At 33.5% G+C, this 25,182-nt stretch carries 23 protein-coding genes, 1 tRNA gene and 3 pseudogenes; 11 read left to right on the top strand and 16 right to left on the bottom strand.

Annotation, left to right across the window (positions count from 1 at the left end):
- Nucleotides 1-149: 149 nt before the first annotated feature.
- Both CDV25_RS01015 and CDV25_RS01010 read right to left on the bottom strand, forming a co-directional pair.
- Nucleotides 150-226 (bottom strand) — tRNA-Arg (locus tag CDV25_RS01015).
- A gap of 50 nt (nt 227-276) precedes the next feature.
- The gene (locus tag CDV25_RS01010; RefSeq protein ID WP_108910387.1) at nt 277-564 is read right to left on the bottom strand and encodes an HU family DNA-binding protein; all 288 of its coding nucleotides are present in this window, start codon (nt 562-564) and stop codon (nt 277-279) included.
- Nucleotides 565-732: 168 nt separating this feature from the next.
- Between CDV25_RS01010 and gap the strand changes: the two genes are divergently transcribed.
- From gap to CDV25_RS00995, 3 genes are all read left to right on the top strand, one after another.
- Nucleotides 733-1,731, top strand: coding sequence for a type I glyceraldehyde-3-phosphate dehydrogenase (gene gap / locus CDV25_RS01005; RefSeq protein WP_108910386.1), 999 nt, complete (start codon nt 733-735; stop codon nt 1,729-1,731).
- A gap of 689 nt (nt 1,732-2,420) precedes the next feature.
- Complete coding sequence (gene pta / locus CDV25_RS01000) at nt 2,421-3,422, top strand: phosphate acetyltransferase (RefSeq protein ID WP_108910385.1); 1,002 nt, start codon at nt 2,421-2,423, stop codon at nt 3,420-3,422.
- Nucleotides 3,423-3,476: 54 nt separating this feature from the next.
- Nucleotides 3,477-4,679, top strand: a complete 1,203-nt coding sequence (locus tag CDV25_RS00995) for an acetate/propionate family kinase (protein WP_108910384.1) — start codon at nt 3,477-3,479, stop codon at nt 4,677-4,679.
- 845 nt (nt 4,680-5,524) lie between these two features.
- Here CDV25_RS00995 and CDV25_RS00990 read toward each other — a convergent pair.
- Complete coding sequence (locus CDV25_RS00990) at nt 5,525-6,310, bottom strand: tRNA 2-thiocytidine biosynthesis TtcA family protein (protein WP_239056375.1); 786 nt, start codon at nt 6,308-6,310, stop codon at nt 5,525-5,527.
- Nucleotides 6,311-6,457: 147 nt separating this feature from the next.
- A pseudogene (locus CDV25_RS00985) lies at nt 6,458-7,794 on the bottom strand (MFS transporter).
- 73 nt (nt 7,795-7,867) lie between these two features.
- On the opposite strand from CDV25_RS00985, the gene rdgB reads away from it, so the two are divergent.
- Complete coding sequence (gene rdgB / locus CDV25_RS00980; RefSeq protein ID WP_108910383.1) at nt 7,868-8,488, top strand: RdgB/HAM1 family non-canonical purine NTP pyrophosphatase; 621 nt, start codon at nt 7,868-7,870, stop codon at nt 8,486-8,488.
- Here rdgB and CDV25_RS00975 read toward each other — a convergent pair.
- From CDV25_RS00975 to CDV25_RS00935, 9 genes and pseudogenes are all read right to left on the bottom strand, one after another.
- Entirely contained in the window at nt 8,474-9,457 is a 984-nt protein-coding gene (locus tag CDV25_RS00975; RefSeq protein ID WP_108910382.1) for a L,D-transpeptidase family protein, read from the bottom strand. The two genes, rdgB and CDV25_RS00975, sit on opposite strands and share 15 nt — an antisense overlap.
- Before the next feature lie 12 nt (nt 9,458-9,469).
- Nucleotides 9,470-10,354, bottom strand: a complete 885-nt coding sequence (gene era, locus CDV25_RS00970) for a GTPase Era (RefSeq protein ID WP_108910381.1) — start codon at nt 10,352-10,354, stop codon at nt 9,470-9,472.
- Nucleotides 10,355-10,366: 12 nt separating this feature from the next.
- Nucleotides 10,367-11,707, bottom strand: coding sequence for an ATP-dependent protease ATPase subunit HslU (hslU, locus tag CDV25_RS00965; RefSeq protein WP_432805898.1), 1,341 nt, complete (start codon nt 11,705-11,707; stop codon nt 10,367-10,369).
- 7 nt (nt 11,708-11,714) lie between these two features.
- Nucleotides 11,715-12,248, bottom strand: coding sequence for an ATP-dependent protease subunit HslV (gene hslV / locus CDV25_RS00960; RefSeq protein WP_034552549.1), 534 nt, complete (start codon nt 12,246-12,248; stop codon nt 11,715-11,717).
- Nucleotides 12,248-12,694: a 50S ribosomal protein L9 gene (rplI, locus tag CDV25_RS00955; RefSeq protein WP_108910379.1), complete on the bottom strand. Its 447-nt coding sequence runs from the start codon at nt 12,692-12,694 to the stop codon at nt 12,248-12,250. The genes hslV and rplI overlap by 1 nt, the downstream gene beginning before the upstream one ends.
- A gap of 221 nt (nt 12,695-12,915) precedes the next feature.
- Nucleotides 12,916-13,869 (bottom strand): CobW family GTP-binding protein, encoded by a 954-nt coding sequence (locus CDV25_RS00950; RefSeq protein ID WP_108910378.1) that lies wholly within the window; start codon nt 13,867-13,869, stop codon nt 12,916-12,918.
- Nucleotides 13,862-14,194, bottom strand: coding sequence for a hypothetical protein (locus tag CDV25_RS00945; protein ID WP_034552558.1), 333 nt, complete (start codon nt 14,192-14,194; stop codon nt 13,862-13,864). The genes CDV25_RS00950 and CDV25_RS00945 overlap by 8 nt, the downstream gene beginning before the upstream one ends.
- A gap of 31 nt (nt 14,195-14,225) precedes the next feature.
- Nucleotides 14,226-15,106, bottom strand: a pseudogene (locus tag CDV25_RS00940) (polysaccharide deacetylase family protein).
- Nucleotides 15,107-15,135: 29 nt separating this feature from the next.
- Nucleotides 15,136-15,987: a carbon-nitrogen hydrolase family protein gene (locus CDV25_RS00935; protein ID WP_108910377.1), complete on the bottom strand. Its 852-nt coding sequence runs from the start codon at nt 15,985-15,987 to the stop codon at nt 15,136-15,138.
- A 173-nt stretch (nt 15,988-16,160) separates the two neighbouring features.
- Here CDV25_RS00935 and flgB point away from each other — a divergent pair, with 173 nt between their 5' ends.
- Genes flgB through CDV25_RS00915 form a run of 4 tightly spaced genes read left to right on the top strand, consistent with a single transcriptional unit; the run spans nt 16,161 to nt 19,198 of the window.
- Nucleotides 16,161-16,595 carry a flagellar basal body rod protein FlgB gene (flgB, locus tag CDV25_RS00930; protein WP_108910376.1) on the top strand — a complete coding sequence of 145 codons (435 nt, stop codon included), beginning with the start codon at nt 16,161-16,163 and terminating at the stop codon, nt 16,593-16,595.
- 11 nt (nt 16,596-16,606) lie between these two features.
- A complete protein-coding gene (gene flgC, locus CDV25_RS00925; protein WP_108910375.1) occupies nt 16,607-17,107 on the top strand; it encodes a flagellar basal body rod protein FlgC in 501 nt (166 codons plus the stop codon).
- A gap of 10 nt (nt 17,108-17,117) precedes the next feature.
- A complete protein-coding gene (gene fliE / locus CDV25_RS00920) occupies nt 17,118-17,435 on the top strand; it encodes a flagellar hook-basal body complex protein FliE (protein ID WP_108910374.1) in 318 nt (105 codons plus the stop codon).
- Nucleotides 17,435-19,198, top strand: coding sequence for a peptidoglycan D,D-transpeptidase FtsI family protein (locus CDV25_RS00915; protein ID WP_108910373.1), 1,764 nt, complete (start codon nt 17,435-17,437; stop codon nt 19,196-19,198). The genes fliE and CDV25_RS00915 overlap by 1 nt, the downstream gene beginning before the upstream one ends.
- Nucleotides 19,199-19,213: 15 nt before the next feature.
- Here the strand turns inward: CDV25_RS00915 and CDV25_RS00910 are convergent, their stop codons facing one another.
- The 3 genes and pseudogenes from CDV25_RS00910 to CDV25_RS00900 all read right to left on the bottom strand — a co-directional run bounded on the left by CDV25_RS00910 (nt 19,214) and on the right by CDV25_RS00900 (nt 21,402).
- Nucleotides 19,214-20,530 carry a UDP-N-acetylmuramoyl-L-alanyl-D-glutamate--2,6-diaminopimelate ligase gene (locus tag CDV25_RS00910; RefSeq protein ID WP_108910372.1) on the bottom strand — a complete coding sequence of 439 codons (1,317 nt, stop codon included), beginning with the start codon at nt 20,528-20,530 and terminating at the stop codon, nt 19,214-19,216.
- Complete coding sequence (locus tag CDV25_RS00905; RefSeq protein WP_108910371.1) at nt 20,530-21,147, bottom strand: hypothetical protein; 618 nt, start codon at nt 21,145-21,147, stop codon at nt 20,530-20,532. Before CDV25_RS00905 ends, CDV25_RS00910 begins: the two co-directional genes overlap by 1 nt.
- A gap of 10 nt (nt 21,148-21,157) precedes the next feature.
- Nucleotides 21,158-21,402, bottom strand: a pseudogene (locus CDV25_RS00900) (NifU family protein).
- Nucleotides 21,403-21,679: 277 nt separating this feature from the next.
- Here CDV25_RS00900 and CDV25_RS00895 point away from each other — a divergent pair.
- From CDV25_RS00895 to CDV25_RS00885, 3 genes are read left to right on the top strand one after another with little or no spacing between them, the layout of a single operon-like run.
- Nucleotides 21,680-22,453 (top strand): fumarate reductase cytochrome b subunit, encoded by a 774-nt coding sequence (locus tag CDV25_RS00895; protein WP_108910370.1) that lies wholly within the window; start codon nt 21,680-21,682, stop codon nt 22,451-22,453.
- Nucleotides 22,454-22,463: 10 nt separating this feature from the next.
- Entirely contained in the window at nt 22,464-24,437 is a 1,974-nt protein-coding gene (locus tag CDV25_RS00890; protein ID WP_108910369.1) for a fumarate reductase flavoprotein subunit, read from the top strand.
- The gene (locus CDV25_RS00885; RefSeq protein ID WP_108910368.1) at nt 24,434-25,180 is read left to right on the top strand and encodes a fumarate reductase iron-sulfur subunit; all 747 of its coding nucleotides are present in this window, start codon (nt 24,434-24,436) and stop codon (nt 25,178-25,180) included. The genes CDV25_RS00890 and CDV25_RS00885 overlap by 4 nt, the downstream gene beginning before the upstream one ends.
- Nucleotides 25,181-25,182 lie beyond the last annotated feature (2 nt).

Here is a 25,182-nt window from a genome sequence, read left to right as displayed (position 1 = left end):
AACTCCAAGCAATATAAGCACTACAAATAACTAAAATACTCCTATAAAAGACTGACACTAACTTTACTCACTATTAAACCTTTAAGCAAAAGAAACTAAAAATGTAAAAACAACCAAAGATTTTATCGAAAACACCATAGAATAAAACTTGGTGTCCACGATGCGATTTGAACGCATGACCTCACGATTAGGAATCGTGTGCTCTATCCAGCTGAGCTACGAGGACATCGTTATTATTATAAATGAAGATTCCCTAAAAAGGGAAAAGAAGAATTTTTATTTTTTTGCTGCTGCAACAGCGTCTTTAAGACCTTTTCCAGCTTTAAATTTTGGAACAAATTTATCTTTTGTTTTGTATTTTTTATTAGTTCCTGGAACAGTGCCTTCTTTACCTTTTTGGAGAACTGCTTCAAATTTACCAAAACCGACTAATTCAATACTCTCTTTTTTTGAAAGAGCCTTTTCAACAGAAGCTACGAAAGCACTAATAGCTTTTTCAGCGTCTTTTTTAGTCTCATACTCACCGACATTCTTAACTAAATCTACAAATTCTGATTTATTCATCCGAAATAACCTCCGAAAATTAAATTTTAGGCAAGTATTCTAACATAAATTTAGGCTTTTTCAAGCATTTTAAAGGAAAATATTCATTTATTGTCTTGTTTATTGGTTTTAAAGGATATTTTATTTACCATAATGAGTATAGAAAATCGCTTTAATAAGGGGAAATAGATGGCTTTAAGAGTAGCAGTTAATGGAACGGGAAGAATTGGTTTATGTGTTTGTAAAATTTTAGAACAAAGAGAAGATTTAGAGCTTGTTGCTATCAATACCACTATGCCTATTGATACACTTATCCATTTACTCAAATATGACTCCGTGCATAGAAACAGCGAAGTCATAAAAGCCTCTGATGATAAAATCCATATTGGCAAACAAAAAAATATCCAAATTATTAGCTCAAGAGATATTAAGGCATTAAATTTTGGGAATTATGGTGCAAAACTTGTTATAGAATGCACGGGCGCTTTTAATGATATTCACAAAGCTAACGCCCATCTTTATGGAGGGATACAAAGGGTTATTATCTCTGCTCCTGCAACAGATACACCTACCTTTGTATATGGAGTAAATCATACAGCCTACCAACAAGAATCCATTATTTCTAATGCAAGCTGCACGACAAATGCTCTAGCACCTATTGCAAAAGTTCTACACGAAAACTTTACTATTACAAGCGGTTTAATGACTACTATCCATAGTTACACTAATGACCAAAATCTTCTTGATTCTAAACACAAAGATCTTCGCCGTGCAAGAGCTGCGGGATTAAATATGATTCCAACCTCAACAGGTGCAGCAAAAGCCATTGGGCTTGTTATGCCAGAACTACAAGGTAAGCTTAATGGCTTTGCTATCCGTGTACCAACTCCTGATGTTAGTATTGTAGATTTAACCTGTATTGTAGAAAAAGAAGTTACTAAAGAGATTATTAATGAAACTTTTTTAAAAGCATCAAAAACCACAATGCAAAATCTTATCTTAGTCGATGAAGATAAACGTGTTTCTAGTGATTTTATAGGCTCTCCTTATAGTGCGATTTTAATTCCAGATTGCACAGCAGTTGTTAATAAGAATCAACTTAAAGTCGTAGCGTGGTATGATAATGAATGGGGGTATTCAATGAGACTTGTAGATATAGCAAGTTTTGTAGCAAAAAATATCTCATAACTATTAAAATAAGTAACACTTACTAAAATTTTACAGAATATTCCTCATCTTATTCATCAAAGATAACTTCAAATCTATCACTTATTTCTCTAAAATGGGAATTTTTTAAGTGCTATTAGGAATTAGTATTGCAAAAATTAAGCAACAATTCTTTATAACACAAGGAAAAAAGATGTTTTAAAAAGCATTATTTTCTAAATAATGAAAAATTTTCCTAGTTAATAGACTTTTCTCTTATTAGGAGAAGATTTTAAGAAAGCCTAATATTCATCGACACAAATTAGGGAAACATCTATTGGGCTTACTTAGAAATATTAATGAAAATCAACTGAAGAAAGATTAGAAAACACAGATTTTACTAATGAATTTTCTTTTAATCAACCCTTATAAAACATTAATAATATAAAATATTACAACGGATTCTATCGCTTTATAAAAATTGTGTGAAAAAAGTGTTAGGGATTTTTTTATTACGAATTACTTAGCTTTTATGCAGGAATTTTGTTACAAATTTATACATAATCTTATACATAATAATTAACCCAAGGTTGAATCTAGCAAAAAGTTTTAAGGGAAAATTTTACACATTCCAAATAAAATCGCATATTTTTTACTCATTAGCTAGTTATGTTTAGAATTTTTACTTTACAATATTACAACCAAATTAAATATATAAATAAGGATTTGTTATGGGTTTTCTCAACACTATCAAACAAAAGGCAAAAAGCAATCTGCAAACCATAGTCTTACCAGAAACAACGGATATAAGAACACTAGAAGCAGCACATAAGATTTTAGAAGAAAAAATTGCTAACCTTATTTTAGTTGGCAATAAAGACACCATAAAAAACTCTGCCCCTCATTTAAAATTAGATAATGCAATTTTCATTGAGCCACAATACTGCGACGAATTAGATAGTTATGTAGAACTTTTTGTAGAATTACGAAAACATAAAGGGCTTAGTGAAAAATCTGCAAGGGTTCTACTCTTAGAAAATCCACTTTATTTTGGGGTAGCTTTAGTTAAAACACAAAAAGCAGATGGAATGGTTGCAGGAGCTATTAATTCTACTGCGGATGTTTTACGTGCTTCTTTACAAATTTTAGGGACAAAAAAAGATTCTAAAATTGTTTCAAGTTTCTTTTTAATGTTAGTTCCAAATCGCGATTATGGAGAAGATGGTATCCTCTTATTTTCTGATTGTGCATTGGTGCAAAACCCAAATGCACAAGAGCTTGCCTGTATCGCTATTGATTCTGCAAAAAACTTCCAAACCTTTGTTGGTAAAGAACCTATTGTAGCAATGCTTTCGCACTCTACCAAAGGAAGTGCTAAACACCCCGATGTTGATAAAGTCATAGAAGCTACAAAAATCGCACAATCTCTAGCACCAGAAATTGCATTAGATGGTGAATTTCAACTTGATGCTGCTATTGTCCCAAGCATTGGTAAATCAAAAGCACCTCATAGCAAAATCGCAGGAGAAGCGAATGTTTTAATATTCCCTGACTTAGATTCTGGAAATATCGGATACAAACTCACCCAAAGACTAGGTAATGCGGAAGCTTATGGACCTATTACACAAGGTCTAGCAGCACCTGTTAATGATTTATCTCGAGGTTGTTGTAGTGATGATATTGTAGCAGTTGTTGCACTGACTGCTCTACAAGCTCAACAAAATAAAGGATAAACCTATATATTAAAAGTTACAAATTTACCGACAAACAAAAATAAAGGAGAAAAAATGGATATTTTAGTTATTAATTGTGGGAGCTCTTCCCTTAAATACCAAATTATTAATGCTGATACAGAGGCTGTTTTAGCTTCTGGAATGTGTGATAGAATAGGTATTAGTGAGGGAGAGTTTAGCTATAAATCAGCCAATGGAGAAAAACTCTCTAAAAAAGTCGATATGAAAGACCATGAGGTTGCCATTAAGATCGTTTTAGACACTTTAATTGACCCCCAAATTGGCGTTATCAATTCCTTAGATGAAATTAAAGCCGTAGGACATAGAACCGTGCATGGAGGGGAATATTTCACAAAATCAACCCTTATTAATGATAAAGTTATCACACAAATGGAAGAATGTATAGATTTAGCACCTTTGCATAATCCTGCAAACCTATCTGGGATTAGAGCCTGTCAGCACCTAATGCCAAATACTCCTATGGTAGCAGTATTTGATACCGCTTTTCATCAAACTATGCCTCCCAAAGCTTTTATGTATGGTATCCCTTCTGAATATTATGAAAAATATAAAATTCGTCGCTATGGCTTTCATGGGACAAGTCATAGCTATGTTTCTAAAAGAACCGCACAATTTCTAAATATCCCTTTAGAAAACTCTAGAATCATCACTTGCCATTTAGGCAATGGCTCTAGTATCTGTGCGATTGAAAATGGCAAAAGCATTGATACAAGTATGGGATTAACGCCACTAGAGGGGCTAATTATGGGAACAAGAAGTGGAGATTTAGATCCTGCTATTGTTGATTATATTTGCCAAAAAGAAAATATAAGCACTAAAGAGATGATGAATATCCTTAATAAAAAATCCGGAGTGCTTGGTATCTCTGGACTATCTAGCGATTTTAGGGATTTATTAGCAGCAGAAGAAGCGGGTAATGAAAAGGCAAAATTTGCTAGGGCAACCTTTGCTTACCGCGTTGCAAAATATATTGGTTCTTATACAGCCGCATTAACTACCGTAGATGCCATTTCCTTTTGTGCAGGAGTAGGAGAAAATGCGAAATTTATCCGTGGAATGATTATCTCCCATTTACAATTTTTAGGCATTAAGCTTGATGGGAAAGCAAACTTAGAAACCGTAGGTAAAGAAGGGATTGTATCTACTCCTGATTCTAAAGTTAAAGTTTGTGTTATCCCCACTAATGAAGAATTAATGATAGCACGGGATACAAGAGATATTGTTATGAATTTGTAATTCATAACACCTCAAACCAAACTCCCATATTTTGATAGGAAAATAAACTATCCTTATATTACTATCAATCCCTAGATTAATCTATAAAAATAAAAATTCCTCCAACCACTATAATAATCCCTTTTATGCTTACATCTAAACTCTGCCTAATAAATAAAAACTAAGAATCTAAATTTCAAAAAATCTTAAAAAGTATTAAAGACTTAAGCCCTAAAAACCTTAAAAACTCACAAACGAGTGTAAGATTCTAGCTTTATTAACAAAGTTCCTTGTTTGCTTGCTTGTTTTTAAGCTAAACAAAACAATCTCTAATAACAAAAGCAAAGAAACCATTAACTCCTTTTTTATAAGTTGTAGGATAATTCTTAAGCCTAAAAAACTTCATAACTATATTCAAATGCCTTTATCCTTACGCTTTATTACTCTTACACTCTCAATAAATGACTCACTTTATTTATCAAATAGGTATCTTAATTGAGGCTTCTTTATATTTATACCTAATCCTTATCTATAAATATAAACCATATATTAAAACCTAAATTTCACAAACAAAAAAGCTTTTTATAAAAAATCCATAAGGTCTAGAAACAAGCCTTTATTAAATCCATAGACTTATACTTTCCTATCCTATCAAAAACAATCTTAAGCAGTGAGGGCAAGAATCTTAGAATTTATAAATAAAATCCCTCGAGTATAGATTATCAAAGTTTTTATTCTCTAAAGTTTGCTTAACAATGAAATAAAATTTGTAACTCTTTTTATTTCTTCTTTAAAATCCATTATTATATAAACTATTTTTTTTCTATCCATATTATTCCCCAAACATTTCCAATATTCAGAACCCACTAATTATCTTGTCTTTCTAAATACTTCTCATCAAAAAGACTTTTTAAATGCACATTCCCTAAAGCAACTTTCAAAGAAGTAAAAAAGTCAGGATTAAGGGATTCCATCTCTTTTAGCATTTGTTTTGTCCTCTCTCTAGCATAAGGCTTTTTATCATCACTCTGCCACATAATAGGACAATTACAATCAGAGGCGATATAAATATTATTTTTTGCAATAAAATCAATAATCTGTCTCTCTCGCAGAAAAATCAAAGGTCTTATTACATATAAGCCATTCTCTGCTTTATAAATAGGTGGCATAGAACGCAAAGCACCATTATAACTAAGATTCATCATAAAACTCTCTGCAGCATCATCTAAATGATGGGCTAAGGCTATTTTGTTAAACCCTCCCTCTATGGCTTTAGAATACAAAGCTCCTCTACGCATACGAGAGCAAAAGCTGCAATAGATAGTCCCCTCTCTTTTATTCTCCTCTAAGATTTTATAAATATCTGTTCGATAAAGCTCATAAGGGATTCCCAATTTCTCACAATATTCAAAAATATATTCATATTCACCACCCCTACCATAATCTACCGTCAAAGCTTTAAATGCAAAATCAAAAGGCGCATATTGCTTCAATCTCGCTAAAAGGGTCGCTAAAAGTATAGAATCTTTCCCCCCACTAAGCCCCAATAGGACTTTATCACCCTCTTTGATAAGATTAAATTTCGCATTAGTGCTTCCTGTAATTTTCAGGATTTTTTTACTAATTTCAATATTTTCTTTGATTTTATCCATTACTTTCTCACTTAAAACACTCTTATCCTACAATTCCTCTTTAAGGTAAAACTTAATTTCACAACTAAAATCCCTACTCTGACATCAACCAATCTTTATCCCTCATCTTTACTTCCAATCAAACCCTAAGAGCTATGGTAGCAAAACTTATCTTATATTTGCAGCCTTTATAAATGCCACAATCTCTTCTTCTAATATTAAATGCTTATCATATTTAATAATAACTACACATTCGCACTCATTCACATACCATTCCAATACCCCTTTAAGTGCAGCTAAAGATTCTAATGCTTTAACCTCTCTTAAAGGTAAATAAAGCATCTTTTGGGAGGTTGGGTTAGCTAAAAAAACAAAAGATAAAATCCACAATAAAGAAACTATCGCAACAAAAATGCTAATAGAGAGCATTCCAAAAAATTCATACAAATGTGCCCCAACAAGTGCTCCTACAAAAGAACCCAAATACCCAAAAGAAGTAAAAACCCCCAAAGCACTTCCTTTTTGGTGTGCTTTACAATAACGACTAGCAAGACTTTGCATAATAGGTTCGTGCATAGAAAAACCAATAAAAAATATTAAAATCCCTACAATAAAAACCCATTTATTAGAACTCAACATCAAAAAATACGCTAAAACAAATAACAAAATACCAAAGATTAGCACACTCTTAAACTTGCCCTTTTTTTCTGCTAAAATAGCCGCTGGTCCCATAGCTAAAAACCCTAAAATAGCAGCAGGGATATAGATTTGATAAAGCTCATCTTTAGACATACCAAATGCTTTAACAAGAGCAATAGGGATAATTAAAAAAGCTAGAGTCATAAAACCTTTTTGCAAAAAATTTGTAAGATTCATAATTTGAAGATTTCTATTTTTTAAAATATGGCTAGTTTTATAATCATTTGCATTAAAGCTATAGGTTATTTTGGGAGCATTTGGCACAAACAACACTAAAATAGCTATACCCAATATTGCTAAAATAGAGGTAATTCCAAACAAAGTTTTAACACCAAAGGCTGCCCCTAAAAGAGGTCCCAGGATTAATGCTGCACTAAAGCTTAAAGAAATAATCCCCCCATTAATGCCATAGCCTTTGTCCTACTCTCCTCTTTTACCAAATCTGCAATCATCGCACTAACAACACCTCCAATGGCACCAGCACCTTGCAATAATCTCCCTATAACCAGTATAAAAATATCATCACTAACTGCACAAATAAAAGAGCCGCAAGCAAAGATTAAAAGCCCTATAAAAATCACACTTTTGCGTCCAATTTTATCACTAAGAATCCCAAATGGAACTTGAAATAACACTTGTGTAAGCGCATAACCACCTACAACAACTCCTATTAAAATTGGGGTTACCCCCTCTAAAGACAAAGTATAAAGGGCTAAAAGGGGCATAACAACAAATAATCCAAAAAAACGGAATCCTATAATTAATCCTAAAGGGATTGTCTGCTTTAATAAAGATTGCTTTACCATAAAATTCACCAACTTTGTTAAAATACTAATAAAAGCTAGGATTTTATCTAAAATACCATAAACAAGGAATAAAATGCGATTAATTATAGCGACTTCTAACCCAAACAAATTACAAGAAATCCAAGAAATTTATACACCTCTTTATAAAGATAGTCTTCAAATTATGGCTTTTAGTTCTTTAGTGAAACCTTTTGAAATACAAGAAAATGGCACAACTTTTCAAGAGAATGCTCTACTTAAATCAAAAGCAATATTTCAAACCCTAAAAACAAAAAATCTTTTATCCCAAAAAGACATTATCCTTTCAGATGATAGCGGAATTTGTGTAGAAGCTTTGCAAGGGACTCCGGGAATTTATAGTGCAAGATATAGCGGTGGAGACGATAAAGCCAATTTAAAAAAACTCTTATTAGAAGTTGCTAATCTACCGACAAAAACTTCTCAAGCTTATTATTGTGCTGCTATTGGTATTAGCAGTTTTTATGGGGATTTTAGTGTTCATGGATTTATGTATGGAAAGGTTATAGCAACACCCAAAGGAAGCAATGGCTTTGGGTATGATCCTATGTTTATCCCTCAAGGGTTTGAAAAGACTCTTGGGGAATTAAGCAATCAACAAAAAAATACAATCTCTCATCGCTATATCGCACTAATGCGGGCAAATTATATCCTTAGAGCATTATTGTTCTGCTAGAATCTGCATTTTTCCATTTTTTAACTCAATATAAAGCTCTTTAGCTCCATTAGAGGAATAATTTAAACGACCACCCAAATACGCTTTATAATCTTGGCGATAACTAATCCTAAAAAGATTCCTATCTTCATCATTGGGATAAGGGGAAATATTAATTTGGCTAAACTCTATCCTTTTACTTTCATTTTTCTTAAAAATTCTCCGTTTAGTTTCTGCAAATTCTTTATATTTTTGTCTATCATAACGTATAAATTCCTCGTCATAAAAAGAAAGATAAGCTTCAGCATCATTATTCATCCAAGATTCTCTCCAACTAAATAAATCCGCTAAGATAGTTGCTAAATCCTCTTTAGAGACTTCTTTGATTTGATTCTCAAAAGTGATTAAAAGAGACTTTCTATAATCTATCATTTTATCCACATCCACTAACAAATCATTTTCAATAGCAATACATCCTCTTGTATTTAAATTTTCTCTATTACCATCTAAGGGCATTCCGTGTATCCAAATCCCATAACCAGTTCGCATTTGTAGCTTGTCATAAAGATTAGGATAAGAAGTAGTTAGAGCTAGAGGTCCATAATATTGGTCTAAATTCGTTAAGCGAGCATTTAGGGTATAAACTCCAATAGGGGTTGCTAAATCCCCTTCCTTTAACTTATCACCTTTTTTAGAACCCACTAAACTATTAGCCTTTAATCTTTCTTGCCATTTATTATTTTCAAATTCATAGAGCTTTAATATAGGTATTTCTTTAGTGGCAAGAAATAAATATTTTAAATTCTCATAATACCCAAAACGGGTATCTTTTTGCTTTAAAATTTCCTGCCAGTATTCTTTGGTTTTTAAAGTTTCATCAATCTTTTTCTCTAAAGCTTTCACGCCACCATTGCGATAAATATCAATCCATTCATAGGGATTTGCATAACCTACAAATGTTACAAATAAAACTAACAAAATAATTCTCATAATATCTCCATTTCAATATTCAAAGTTATAACCAATTTTTTTAAGTTTATCTTTTTGTTTATTCCAATTTGGCACCACCTTTACAATAAGTTCTAAATAAATTTTCTTATTCAAAAACTTTTCAATAGTTCCTCTTGCTTCTTTTCCTATGCGTTTAAGGGTTGTTGCATTCTTGCCAATGACTACACCTTTTTGACTCTGCTTTAACACAATAATTTCTGCCTTAATATAATCAATATTGAGCTTTTCTTGATAAGTCCTCACTATCACATCACTCTCATAAGGTAATTCATCACTTAAATTATTAAAACAAGATTCCCTAATCATTTCCTTTACAATTTCCCTTGTAGTATTAGGGCTTAGAATTGCATCATCATAATAAAAGGGATTTTTGGGCATAAATGTAGCTAATACCTCTATAACCTTTTTTAAGCTTCCATTATCTTTAGAGGATATAGGGATAAGTGCTTTATAGAAATCTTGATACTTCTCATAAGCTTTTATTTTTTTTAGAATCTCTTCTTTAGAGGCTGTATCAACTTTGGTTAATAATAGCATATGCGGTTTATCCTCAATATTTTCTAAAAACTCTTGATAAAAATTAATCTTATCGTGAATAGGAGATAAAAAAAGCAAGAAATCACAATCTTGCATAGCCTTCATAGCTTCTTTTAACATAAAGGCATTAAGCATTTTTTTTTGTTTATCTATCCCGGGTGTATCCACAAAAATCATTTGCACATCATCTTTAGTAAAAACTAGATTCATTCTTTTTCTTGTAGCATTTACCTTATGTGAAACTAAAGCTAATTTTTCCCCTAAGAGAGTGTTTAAAAAAGTGCTTTTACCAGCATTTGGACGTCCAATAACCGCTATAAATCCTGCTTTAGTATCCAATTTATTCCTATATTATAAAATATATCGTGCCATATCAACATTCGCAACAATTTCTTCTAACTTTTCTTTAACCAATTCTTTGGTAATACTAACCACCTCACCTTGGTATTTCTCCGCTTCAAAGCTAATATCCTCTAACACCTGCTCTACGACTGTATGCAAACGTCTTGCCCCAATATCCTCTGTTTTTTCATTAGCTTTTTGGGAATAATACGCTAATGCCCTAATGGCTTCCTCATCAAACTTTAAAGTAACTTCCTCTACCCCTAAGAGTGCTTCATATTGACGTAAAATAGAATTTTTAGTCTGTGTTAATATCTTATATAAAGCCTCTTCATCAAGACTATCAAGCTCCACCCTTAGAGGGAATCTTCCTTGCAATTCTGCAATTAAATCACTAGGCTTACTAAGGCTAAAAGCACCCGCTGCGATAAATAAAATATGGTCTGTTTTAATGCTCCCATATTTTGTATTTACCACACTTCCCTCTACAATAGGCAACAAATCCCTTTGCACCCCTTCTTTACTAGGGTCCTGTCTGCCTTGGGATTTAGAACTTACCGCAACCTTATCAATTTCATCAATAAAAATAATCCCACTACTCTCTGCCCTCTTTAAACCTTCTTGTTTGATACTCTCCATATCCAAAAGTGCTTCATTAGCTTCAATTTTTAAAATCTCTTTAGCTTCTTTAATAGTAACTTCTTTTCTGGGATTTTCTTTTGAAGTAACAAATACTTTGGCTATTGTCTCTTGCACCTTAATAAACTCTGCTGGCATGTTGCTATCATCTATTTCTAAAGAGCGTTTAGGGGTTTCAATTTCGATTTTTAAAGAATCCATCTCTCCCTTTTCAACACGCATTTTCATCTTTGAAGCAGCTTTTTCATATTCCTCTATCTTTTGCTCACTTGCACCCTTTGGCAAAGGCGGAATAAGCTTTTGAACGATTTTATCTAAAACATATTTTTCTATATCCTCGGCATTTTTTAAGCGATACTCCTCTTTAACAAGATTAATAGAGGCAATCACCAAATCCCTAACCATAGATTCAACATCTCTCCCTACAAATCCTACTTCTGTATATTTACTTGCTTCAACTTTGATAAAAGGCAATCCCATAATCTTTGCCATTCGTCTAGCAATCTCCGTCTTTCCAACACCTGTAGAACCCATCATCAAAATATTCTTTGGCATAATCTCATCTTGTATCTCTTTAGGAAGTTTTAATCTCCTATAGCGATTCCTAAGTGCTATAGCAACGACCTTTTTAGCTTCATTTTGTCCGATAATATATTCATCTAAATAAGCAACAATCTCTTTAGGTGTTAAATTTGCAAATTTTTCCACAATATCCCCTTTAGAGTTCTAAAATTTTGATATTTTCATTGGTATAAATACAAAGCTCACCTGCAATTTTTAAAGATTCCAAAACCAAATCTTTAGGTTCTAAGGGATTACCAAATTTATCTAAAGCTCTAGCAGCACAAAGTGCATAATTTCCTCCACTTCCAATAGCTGCAATTCTACCATCTTCTGGCTCTACAACATCTCCTGTCCCACTTAAGATAAAAATATGCTCCTTATTAAGAACAATCATCATAGCCTCTAATCGTCTTAAATATTTATCTTTACGCCAGGCTTTAGAAAAATCTATTACGGATTTTAATAAATCCCCTTTTTTGTTTTCTAAAATCCCCTCAAACATATCAAAAAGACTAAAAGCATCAGCGGTGCTACCTGCAAAACCACTTAAAATTTTATTATGATAAAGGGAGCGAATCTTTGTAGCATTTCCCTTTAAGACGCAGTTTCCAAATGTTACCTGCCCATCTCCACCAATGACTGCACCCTTTTCATTCCTATATGCAAGTATCGTTGTAGCTTTAAACATTATATCCCCTCAACATCCACTTTTAAAACAGCACAAATGCCCTGCCCTAATTTAACTTCAACTTCATAAACCCCTGTAGATTTAATAGGATTTTTCAATTCTAAGGTTTTTTTATCAATATTTAAGTGGTGATTTTCTAACAAAGATTGTGCAATATCCTCTTTAGTAATTGCTCCATAAAGAGAGCCATTAGCACCAACCTTTTGACTTATCTTTAAAGTAATTTCTGCAATCTTTTTTGCGGTCATTTCCACTAACGCTTTCTCTTCTGCGGCAATCTCTAAAGCTTTCTTTTGTGCAGACCTATAACGATTAATTACTGTATTTGTAGCAAAATCTGCCATTTTTTTTGCTATAAGATAATTCTTTCCATAGCCATCTTTTACTTCGCAAATCTCGCCTTTTTTTCCTAACCCTTTAACATCTTGTAACAATAACACTTTCATTCTCTCTCCTTAAAAACTTTGCAATTCTAACATTTTTTAATAAATATAAAAATAACAAACCATTAAATTACAATAGCTCTTTTGCTAAATTAGCTTTTTATCAAAAGATTATTTTTAAATCCATTAAAAACTTATTTATCAAGTCTCATATACACAAGAAGAACTAAACATAAGAGGATAAATTTACAAGGGATTAAGTTTATAAGCTTTTTAATACAAACCTAATGAATGCTAATCACAACTTTTTGTTGCAATAAACGCGCAAAAACCTTAAAAGATTCCAATAAATCCTCTTTATGAATATCTTTAAAGATAAATACTAGCTCCGAACCTCTTTCTTTATCCCAAGTTTTAAGGTGTAAAGGTGGATGAATGATATGCAATACACTATTAATAGCGATAGGATACCCCTCATTCGTATCTAAAATACCCTTAAAGCGTAAAATTTTCTCACCATATTTATATAAAAGCATACTAAGCCATATACTAAAAACACTCCAATCTAAAAAGCCTTGAAAACTTATAGAGAGAGAATAAGTAGTATCTTGGTGCAAATTCCTTTGTAGAGGAATTAAACGTTTAGTCTCTCTTGGGGTTAGAATATCCTTAAAATCTATGCGATTTTTAGGCAGAATTTCAACAAAGGCATTATGATTTGCAACGCAATTTATAATCTCCTCAAAATCCCCCTCAAAAAGCTCTTGCTTAGTTAATACAATCTTATCAGAAGTAGCAATTTGTAGCCTTGCTTCCTCTTGCTGTAAATGCGAAAATACATTTAAACAATCCACACAAGTTAGAATCTCATTCACAAAAAAGTGGTGTTGCAAAACACTATCAGTTAGAAGGCTAAAAATAATAGGTGCGGGATTAGCAAGTCCGGTAGTTTCTATAATAATATGCTCTATATCCGCATTATTTAAAATTTCTTTAAGTTGAAGCACCAAATCTTCGCGTTTATTGCAACAAACACAACCACCTTGCAATAAAATCGTTCTTTCTTGTAGGTGATAAATGGCTTGGTTTAAAATAGTATTATCTAATCCTACCTCACCAAATTCATTAACAATAATCGATAATTTTTTATCCGCATTGTTCTGTAAAATCTCACTTAAAAAAGTGGTTTTACCACTTCCTAAAAAACCTGTGATAATAGTAAGTGGTATCTTAGCCATAATGTTCTTGTAAAAACCCCAAAAGTTTTGTATCTAAAACATCAATATCTTTAGAAGTTAGGGAATCTGCCCTCTCCCAAAGTTCTCCTAAATGATTAATAATCTTGGTATTTCCCTTTTTATCGCTTAAGACAAATTTAGAAGCATTCCACTCCTTTAGTTGCAAACCATAGAAGCTTAAAACCTTATTCACAACTTGAACCTTTTGCAATCTTTGACGCATTCTATCTCTTTGCTTATCCCCTACAACCACTTCTTTTTCATCAGAGCTTACACCCTCACTCCAATGTATATTAGTAATCAACTCTCCGCATAAAACACACATAATATCTCCTATTAGGAGGGCTTAAGCCTCCTTATTTCTTTCTAGGGCTTCTTTTTAGAAAATCATCTGCCATTTCATTAAGATTAACCCACCTTACACCCTCGTGCTTATTAATATGCTCTATAATCCTCTCATGCATTAAAAGCACTTGCGGACGACCACTTACATCAGGGTGAATAGTCATAGGAAATACCGCATAATCCATATTTTCATACACCCAATCAAATTGATCAATCCACATCTGCCCAATATCACGGGGGAAACAAACCCAAAACTATTGGGGGATTTTTTAATAAACATCATAGGGGGCAAATCATCAAGATACCAATTTGCTGGAATCTCTACTAAATCTGTCTCCTCTCCCCTAATAAGAGGCTTCATCCAATCTTTTGCCTCTGCACTATAATCAATTTTCGTCCATTTATCACCTACGCGGACATAATAAGGCGTGAAATCATTATGCATTAAAGAATGATCATATTTAATTCCGTGTTTTAATAAAAGCTCATTGGTTACATTAGAAAACTCCCACCAAGGAGCGACATAACCTGTGGGCTTTTTGCCTGTTAGATCTTTAATAAGTTCAATACTTTTTAATAAAACATCCTCCTCTTGCTTAGGAGTCATCGCAATGGGATTTTCGTGTGAATACCCGTGTGCTCCAATCTCATGCCCGGCATCAACAATCATTTTCATCTGTTCTGGAAAGGTTTCAATAGAATGCCCAGGTGCAAACCAGGTAGTATTTAAATCATATTTTTTAAAGAGGTCCAAAAGTCGTGGGATTCCAACTTCTCCTGCAAATAATCCTCGTGAAATATCATCAGGAGAATCCTCACCTCCATAGCTTCCAAGCCAACCTGCAACTGCATCAATATCTATACCATAACCAACTAAAATTTCTTTTGCCATTTTTACTCCTTAAATTATTTAATCAAAGTTTAATCTAAACTTTGTAGAGCTTTTATTTGCAAAGATACATCAATATCTTGCAAATAAGGAATTGCTTTTCTTTGTTTAGTGCATTCTCCTAAATCAAGCTCACACATCAAAACTTCATTGCTTTTTCTTGCTCTTGCTAAAACCTTCCCTTGGGGATTAATAACTTGAGAATTCGCAGCAAAATGTATTTTTTGATGGGTGAATTGACTATTTTGGCTTTTACTTTGATTAATCGCTAAAACAAAAGCTCCATTTTCTAATGCCCTAGCCCTACTTGCGAGATTCCAAGCATAAAGCCTTGCCCTTCCAAAAGCTGATGGAAATATCAAAATATCCGCACCCTTTAAAGCTAGAATCCTAGCTCCTTCACTAAAGCCTATCTCATAACAAATCTGCAAACCAACTTTAACTTTAAAGCCCCCAAAATCTAAACTAAAAACAGGATAATCTTCACCCCTACAAAAGCGTCTGCTCTCATCCCCCCACAAATAAATTTTTCTATATTTACCCACTAAGCCCTTTTGGTTTAAAATAAAGGCGGTATCATAAAAGGTATTATGTTTGCTATCTCTTTCAATGATACAGCCTACTACATAGACTTTATGTTGTTGGCAAAACTTTAAAAGGGGTTGCAAGGTTTTAGAATCTTTAAAATTTTCAAAATCACTTGCGTATTTATAATCCTCTAATTCCACGCAATAACCACTATCAAAAAGCTCTGAAAATACGATAAGTTTTGAACCATTTTCAACACCCTTTTGGGCTAAATTTAACGCAAGTGCTAAATTACCCTCAACATTTTGTGGGATACTATGCATTTGGATTAGGGAAACTTTTAATTTTTGCTCCATTGCTTGAACTCTCTAACTTCACTCAAACCTAAAAATTATCTTAGATTCTTAAAATTTTTTTCTTTAGGTTAAGATATAGTTTTTATGCTTAAACTTGTATTATTAAAACTGGAATAATACTTGCTTAGGTTACATAAAAACAGATATTATTCATCTCTAAAAGGGGATTTAAAATGAGTATTTTTAGTTATAGTCAAGCAAGAGAGTTAGCACAAGAAGCCCTCGATTATAGAGCTTTGCGTAGAGATATGATTGCAAGCAATATTGCTAATATTTCAACCCCTATGTATCGCCCAAAAGATATAAATTTTGAACAAATGCTAGCAAAAAAATCCGATGAAATATTTAATCGTGAGAGAAAACTAGAATTAAAAGTCGCTATTACCAATGCTAATCATCTCCTGCCTTTAGAACATAAGAATAATAATCGTCCAACTATCTTTTATCGTGATGGACACCTAAGTAGAAATGATGGAAATAGTGTTGATATAGATATAGAAACTACCGAAATGGGAAAAAATGATATTATGTATCAAGCTTTAGTTGGTGCTTTAAGGAAACAAGCAGGAATTTATGCTTACGCCCTTGAATCTTCAAGAAATATTTAAGGAGATTTTTAATGTTTTTATCTAGCTTTGATATAAGTGGCTATGGATTATCCGCACAACGTCAAAGAGTTAATTTAATCTCTAGTAACATTGCTAATGCAAATACCACAAGAACTGATGAGGGCGGACCTTATAGAAGACGCGAATTAGTGCTTAAGGCTTTTGATTTTGATAAAGTTTTAAATCAAAAGTATGAAAAAAGTAATAATTTGCTAAAATACGAAGATCCATTAGATGAAATGGATGTTTTTGATAAAGGATTAGAGCCTACACCTACGCTTATGAGCGTATATGTAGATAAGATTGTCAGGGATGACGCACAACCTAAAATGAAATACGAGCCAAACCATCCAGATGCCAACTCGGAAGGTTATGTTGCCTATCCTAATATCAATCCTGTCGTGGAAATGGCAGACTTGATTGAAGCAACTAAAGCTTATCAAGCTAATGTTGCTGCATTCCAAAGTGCTAAAAATATGGCAAGCACTGCTATTTCTATGTTCCAAGCATAAAGGAATATAAATGGAAATTAAAAAATATGGTATGGATTTAGAAAAGCTAGAATCAAAATTACAAAATGTCCCAAATCTATCGCCAAACCATAATTTAAACCCCTCAAATAAAACTTTTGGGAATATGTTAAAAGAAGCGGTAGATGAAGTCAATGCCCGCCAAAAAGTTAGCGAAGAGGCTATGGCGGATATGGCAACAGGGCAAATTAAAGATTTGCACCAAGCCGCTGTGGCTATAGGAAAAGCTGAAAATAGTATGAAATTAATGCTAGAAGTAAGAAACAAAGCTATTAGTGCTTACAAAGAGCTTATTAAAACTCAAATGTAATGCACAATTGTGATTCTAAAAAAACAGGAAAAATCCTACTCCTTTTTCTTAGTATAGGGGCGGGTTTTTGCTTTTTTTTAGGCACTACCTTTTATCATCTTATCACCGATAGAAAACTCCCTAACTTTCAAGCTAAAAAAATAGAAAGTGCCATTAGAGGTTCTATTTATAGCAGTGATGGATTCCTCTTAGCTTCTAGCAAAAAAATCTATAAAGCCGTTGTGAATACCTACAATATCGACCCTCAAAAAAAAGATTTATTTGTTAGCCTTTTTTCTATTTATAGCAAAATTCCACGCGATGAGATTGAATTAAAACTCCAAGAAAAAGGGAATGTTGTCCTCTCTTATGATATTGATTCTAAAAGTGCAAGTTACTTAAAACAACTCAATATCAAGCTTAACACACTTAATGTATTCCGCTCCTATGAAGATAAAAATGGAAATATTTTCAAATATGGATTATCCATTGTTGAGAGCGGAGAATCTCGAGATTATCTCTATAATGATGCTATGGAGCCAATTCTAGGCTATATCTATAAAGAAAATGATAAGAGAATCACTCGTGTAACAGGAGTTAAAGGAATTGAAAGAAGCTTTAATGAGGAATTAAAACCTATTAACGATTTATTAATGATAGGTAAAAGAGATATTGGCTTTAATGTGATTTTAAACAAAGATTCTAATTTTCAAGATAGAATAGATGGGTATGATATTATCTCAAGTATTCCCCTAAAGCTCCAAAAAAAGATTGAACGGCTAACTGATAAAAATAAAATCGCATTAGGAGCAAAAGAAATCTTAGTAGGTATTATGGAAAGCAAAAGTGGAAAAATTATCGCTTTAGCTAGTAGTGCTAGATTTAACCCTAATGCCATTACCAAAAAGGATTATCCTGCCTTAAATGCAAGTGCCGTTGAATACTCTTATGAGCCTGGAAGCATTATAAAACCTATTATTTATTCTATCTTATTAGATAAAAATCTCATTTCTCCCACAGAAAATATTTTTTTAGAAAATGGACGTTATAAATTACACAACTTCTATATTACCGATACACACAAACTTCAATCCTCTAGTGTAGAGGAGATTTTGCTCTACTCAAGTAATATAGGAATGGCGAAAATCGCTCAACGTTTAGAACCTCAAGAATATTATGAAAGCTTACAAGCCTTTGGGTTTGGAAAACAAACAGGCATTGATCTTCTTTATGAAAAAAACGGAACCATTCCGGATATAAGACGATTTAGAAGTGAAGTTTATAAAGCAACCGTTTCTTATGGCTATGGTTTAAGAACGACCTTTATGCAAATGCTAAAAGGTTATAACACGATTGTCAATCACGGAATCGCTTATAATCCTTATATTGTAGAATATTTACAAGATCCTCAACAAATCCGCTATAAACTCAAACACCAAGAACCCCTTAGAATTTTAAGCGATAAGACCGCTATGGAAGTTAAAAATACGCTCATTAAAGTCGTCAAAGAAGGCACAGGAAGAAGTGCTCAAGTTAAAGGGCTAACCATAGGAGGTAAAACAGGCACAGCACATATAGCACAGGGGGGTAAATATGTCCGCAAATATAATAGCTCATTTTTTGGCTTTGTAAGTGACGCAAAAGGCAATGAATACACCATTGGCATTAGTGTTTTTGAACCTAATGAAATAGAAGCCTATTTTGCTTCGACGACAGCCGTTCCACTCTTTAAAGAAGTGGTAGAATTACTCGTCAAAGAAAATTATCTCTATCCCAGTCAATAAAACCCCAATAAATCCCTAAAATACTTTATTTTTGATATATTTTTCAACTTCCTTGCAATCATCAAATTCTAAAGTCTCCTCACCAATAATTTGATAATTCTCATCACCCCTACCCAAGATAAGCAATACCTCATCTAATTGTAGATTTTCTAAGGCTTTTTTGATAGCAAAAGAACGATTTTCTTCTACATAAATATTCCTTTTTTTTCGTAACTCTTCGGGGATTCCTGATAAAATTTCTTCTATAATCTGCAAAGGATTTTCGCTTCTTGGATTATCACTTGTAAGGTAAAGTGTATGGGCATATCTTGCCGCACATAAACCCATTTTTGGACGCTTTAATCTATCCCTATCTCCTCCAGCACCAAAAACAACAACAATTTTCCTATGCAAAAAAGATTCAAAAACTTTCTCCATTCCATCCTCTGTATGCGCAAAATCCACAATAACAAGTGGATTTTCACTAACCACTTGCATACGACCTTTAACCCCACCAAAACCCTCTAATTTAGCAATAATGCTCTCTAATGGTAAATCCTCTAATATCTTAACAGCCCCAATAGCTGCTAGAGCATTGTAGAGATTATGCTTACCAAAAAAAGCTACATCAAGAGTAGCTTCTTCTTTACCATAGGTAATTTGTGCAGTAATTCCATTTCTAAGACTATAAGCTTTTACGCTAAAGGTTGCATTAGATTCAATCCCATAAGTAAGCGTATTTTGCAGGGCATATTGAGCTTTTGGTTCATCTTTATTAAGTAGCTTCTTATCATTAGGATTCATAAAAAAAGAATTTTTGGTAGCAATATAGTTTTCTAAAGTCTTATGATAATCTAAATGATCGCTTGTAATATTTGTTAATATGCGTAAATCAAATATTAAACCCTCTATTCTATTTTGAATAATCGCGTGAGAGCTAACCTCCATAACGAAATATTCACATTTCTCTAACCTCGCTTCATCAATAGCAGAATAAATCTCTAAAAGACTAGGAGTTGTTAAGCCTTTAGGACGCTTTTGCTTTTCATTGATAAAAAATCCCCTTGTTCCTAAAAGCCCTACTTTATAACCTAAATCCAACAAAATGGAATAAATCATCGCAGCAGTTGTTGTTTTACCATTAGTGCCAGTAATCCCAATAATTTTCAAATTTAAATCTAAATATTTCCCCAACTCCTGCGGTGTCAAGAAATCTTTAAAACCATTTTCTCTAGCGTGTTGCAAATATTTTTGAGAGCTTTGTGTAACCAAAAACGCACAATCTTTAGAATCTTCCCTTGAATCATCACTAATAAAACAAAAGGTTTTAGGGTTTCGTAGCAAAAACTTCATTAATGCTTTCTATTTTGTAAAATTTCTTTATAAAAATTTAAAAAATCTCTATCAAAAAACAAAAAACTGCCAGAATTTTCAAAATAATTCATCGCAATATCTTCATAACCAAACTTTACAAGATTTTTAACAAAATATAAAAAATCATTTTTATTGGTAAAAATAATCTTAGAGCTAAACATTAAATCTTCAAAAGCTTCCTTAAATCCAATATCTTTCTCTAATTCTTTAAAGTCTTTATACAAAATTCCATCATTTTTATCAATATCAATATCTTGAATACTCTGTATAACCATACTTAACTCACAGAGATTCTTATCAAAATTCCCAATCATCTCTATAATACTCTCTTCAGCTTGCCAATTATTTTTTGTTTTTGTTACTTGATAATATTCAAATAAAGCCCTTGCTTCCTCTTCGTGCTCTAATGCCATATCTGCAAGCATAGAAAACACTTTAATGGTTTTCATTTCATTGAGTTTAGATTGTTGTTTTACCATTTTAGAATCTAACTCTGCTATAATTTTTGCATATAAATAAGAACAATCTTTCAAAACCTCTAAATAACGCCGTTTAATAAAGTGTTCTTTGATTTTATTTTTCCAGTAATAAACCATTATTTTTACTTTAAGCGATATTAATAAGCTCTATTTCTGGGTGAATCTCATCCTTTAAAGCCCGTTCAATACCAAACTTCAAAGTCCTAGAGCTACTAGCACAGCCTTTACAGGCTCCCTCTAAACGAACATATACCTTACCTTCTTCAATTTTTAATAAAGTTACATTCCCCCATCAGCTACTAACATTGGACGCACTTTATCAATTACAATCTCAACAGGCTTTAATAATTCTTCATCACTAAAAGGCATCATTACAATATCTCCTTAACAAATATAATCGTATTCTTTAGAGTAATTTTTTTCTATGCAAATATCTATAACAAGCTGGATAATACTTTTTTATCCTTTAAGTTTCTTTAAAAGTTACATTTTTTATCAACATCCCTAGCCACACAAACATAAATTTTGCACTCTACATTTTAAATATTTAATAAAATTTAATTGATTTTGTCTTATAATACTCTGTTTTTATAGTTTTAAGCTAAATGTCGTGCGAAAGCACTCAAATATTCCACTTTGGGAGGATTTTATGCAAAATGATGAAGGAATTATCCAAGGTTATTTAAAAATAACTCCAGAGCGCAAAAAAAGCAAGCTTCCTGCGCGTTTAGATTTTTGGCAAAGTGCTACAGGCTTATTTCTAGCACTTTTTATGATAGCACATATGTTTTTTGTCTCTAGTATCTTATTGGGTCAAGAAATTATGTATAAAGTAACAAAATTTTTTGAAGGGAGTGTATTCTTAGAAAAAGAACAACCATTCCTCGTTAGCATTGTCGCAATAATTGTGATTGTAGCCTTTGTTGTCCATGCTTTTTTGGCATTAAGAAAATTTCCTATTAATTTTCAGCAATTCAGTATTTTTAAAACACATAAAACCCTAATGAAACACGGCGATACATCACTATGGTGGATTCAAGCCTGTAGTGGCTTTGCATTATTCTTTTTAGCCAGTGTGCATTTATTTGTGATGCTAACAGCTCCAGATACTATTGGACCTAATGCTTCAGCTTACCGCTTCGTGCATCAGCATTTTTGGATTTTATATATCTTTTTACTTTTTGCAGTGGAATTACACGCCTCTATTGGTTTATACCGCCTCTGTGTAAAATGGGGTTGGTTTGAAAACTTAGGTTTAAACACTTTAAGAAATATCAAAAAGGGTATGAGTATTTTCTTTATCGCTCTTGGGTTATTAACCTTTGGGGCATATGTAAAAATCGGGCTATCACAAGATATATCCCCTAATACAAGCATTGAAGATATGAAAACTCTAGATCATACACTCTATGGTAAAAAATGAGGAGTTATAAATGAAAATTATATATTGCGATTCACTAGTAATTGGCGGAGGTTTAGCAGGACTTAGAGCTGCAGTAGCTTGTCAATCAAAGGGATTAAATACTATTGTTTTAAGCCTAATTCCCGTAAAAAGAAGCCATTCTGCAGCCGCACAAGGTGGTATGCAAGCAAGTCTTGGTAACTCCAAAATGAGTGATGGGGATAATGAGGATTTGCACTTTGCTGATACCGTAAAGGGAAGTGATTGGGGTTGCGACCAAAAAGTAGCGAGAATGTTTGTTACAACTGCCCCTAAAGCTATCCGACAACTAGCTGCTTGGGGTGTCCCTTGGACGAGAATCAAAAAAGGGGACAGAACCGCCATTATTAACGCTCAAAAAACAACTATTACAGAAGAAGATTTTCGGCATGGCTTAATCCATTCTAGAGATTTTGGTGGGACAAAAAAATGGAGGACTTGCTACACAGCAGATGCGACAGGGCATACTATGTTATTTGCAGTAGCTAATGAAGCCTTAAAACACGATGTTACTATCCACGATAGAAAAGAAGCCATTGCCCTTATCCACAAGGATAAACGATGTTATGGTGCGATTGTAAGAGACTTAATCACAGGAGAGTTAATCGGCTATGTCGCAAAGGGCACATTAATCGCTACAGGAGGATATGGAAGAATCTATAAAGATACTACAAATGCTGTTATTTGTGAGGGAATAGGAAGTGCCATCGCCCTTGAAACAGGGGTAGCAAAATTAGGCAATATGGAAGCGGTGCAATTCCACCCTACCGCACTTTTTCCTAGTGGTATCTTACTCACTGAAGGTTGTCGTGGAGATGGTGGGGTATTAAGAGATGTTGATGGATACCGCTTTATGCCTGATTATGAACCAGAAAAAAAGGAGCTTGCAAGTCGTGATGTTGTAGCACGTAGAATGATTCAAAGAATCCGAGAGGGTAAAGGAGTGCAATCTCCTTATGGAGAGCATTTATGGCTTGATATTTCTATCTTAGGCAGACAACATATCGAAACGAATTTAAGAGATGTGCAAGAAATTTGTGAGTGCTTTGCAGGAATTGACCCTGCTGAAAAATGGGCTCCTGTTAAGCCTATGCAACACTACTCAATGGGTGGTATCCGCACAAACTACAAAGGGGAAACCGCCTTAGAAGGGCTTTTCTCTGCAGGTGAAGCAGCTTGTTGGGATTTACACGGATTTAATAGATTAGGTGGAAACTCTGTCAGCGAAGCGGTAGTTTCAGGGATGATTATCGGAGATTATTTTGCACAAAGTTGCCAAAACACCTATGCCACAATTGAAACAAAATTGGTGGAAGAATTTATCCAAAAACAACAAACCTACCTTAATAACATTTTAGCTAGTGAGGGTAAAGAAAATGTTTTTGAAATTAAAAACAGAATGAAAGAAATTATGGGAGAAAAGGTTGGTATATTCCGTGATGGGACTCATCTTAAAGAAGCAGTAGATGAGCTAGAGCAGCTCTATATCCGCTCCCAAAATATCGCAATTAAAACCAAACGACTAGAAGCTAATCCAGAGTTAGAAGAAGCCTATAGAGTCCCAAAAATGCTTAAAATCGCTCTTTGTGTTGCTAAAGGTGCTTTAGATAGGACAGAATCAAGAGGTGCACATAGCCGTGAAGACTACCCTAAAAGGGATGATGTCAATTGGTTAAAGAGAACTTTAGCTTCTTGGGAAGACCCCAATCAAACCTTGCCAACACTCACCTATGAGTCCCTAGATATTGCGACAATGGAAATTGCTCCGGGATTCCGCGGATATGGTGCTAAGGGAATGATTATTGAAAACCCAGAAAGTCTAAGGAGACAAGAAGAAATTGATAAAATACGCTCTGATATGGAAGCACAAGGAAAGGACAGATATGCCATTCAAGAAGCATTAATGCCTTTTGATTTACAAGCATATTATAAAACCCGCAATGAAAGAATAGGAGATAAACAATGAGTGGAACCACAGAAAATAGCGGTAGGACGCTAACAATTAAAGTATTAAAGTTTAACCCAAATAGTGCGGTTTCAAAACCCCATTTTGTAGAGTATAAACTCCAAGAAGCACATTCAATGACCGTATTTATTGTCTTAAATATGATTAGGGAACAATATGATCCCGATTTAAGCTTTGACTTTGTATGCCGTGCTGGAATCTGCGGGAGTTGTGGAATGATGATTAATGGACGCCCAAGACTTGCTTGTAGAACCCTAACTAAAGACTTTCCCGATGGCGTAATTACCCTTATGCCACTCCCTGCCTTTAAACTTATTAAAGATTTATCTGTGGATACCGGTAATTGGTTTAATGGTATGAGCAAAAGAGTAGAAAGCTGGATTCACGCACAAGAAAAAAGCGTGGAACATATGAGCCAACTAGAAGAAAGGGTAGAACCAGAAGTAGCCCAAGAAATTTTTGAACTTGATAGATGTATTGAATGTGGTTGTTGTATAGCAGCTTGCGGGACGAAATTAATGCGTGAAGACTTTGTTGGGGCTGCAGGGCTTAATCGTGTTGTGAGATTTATGCTTGACCCACACGATGAAAGAAACAATGAGGATTATTATGAGCTAGTAGGCGATGATGATGGTGTGTTTGGTTGTATGAGCTTACTTGCCTGTCACGATGTTTGCCCAAAAGACCTCCCACTTCAAAGCAAAATTGCCTACTTGCGTCGCAAAATGGTAACTATAAAATAATC

Source organism: Helicobacter apodemus (genome assembly GCF_003097575.1).
Lineage (GTDB): Bacteria > Campylobacterota > Campylobacteria > Campylobacterales > Helicobacteraceae > Helicobacter_D > Helicobacter_D apodemus.
The sequence above is the reverse complement of the archived record's forward strand: the minus strand, read 5'-3'. Positions and strand labels throughout refer to the sequence as shown.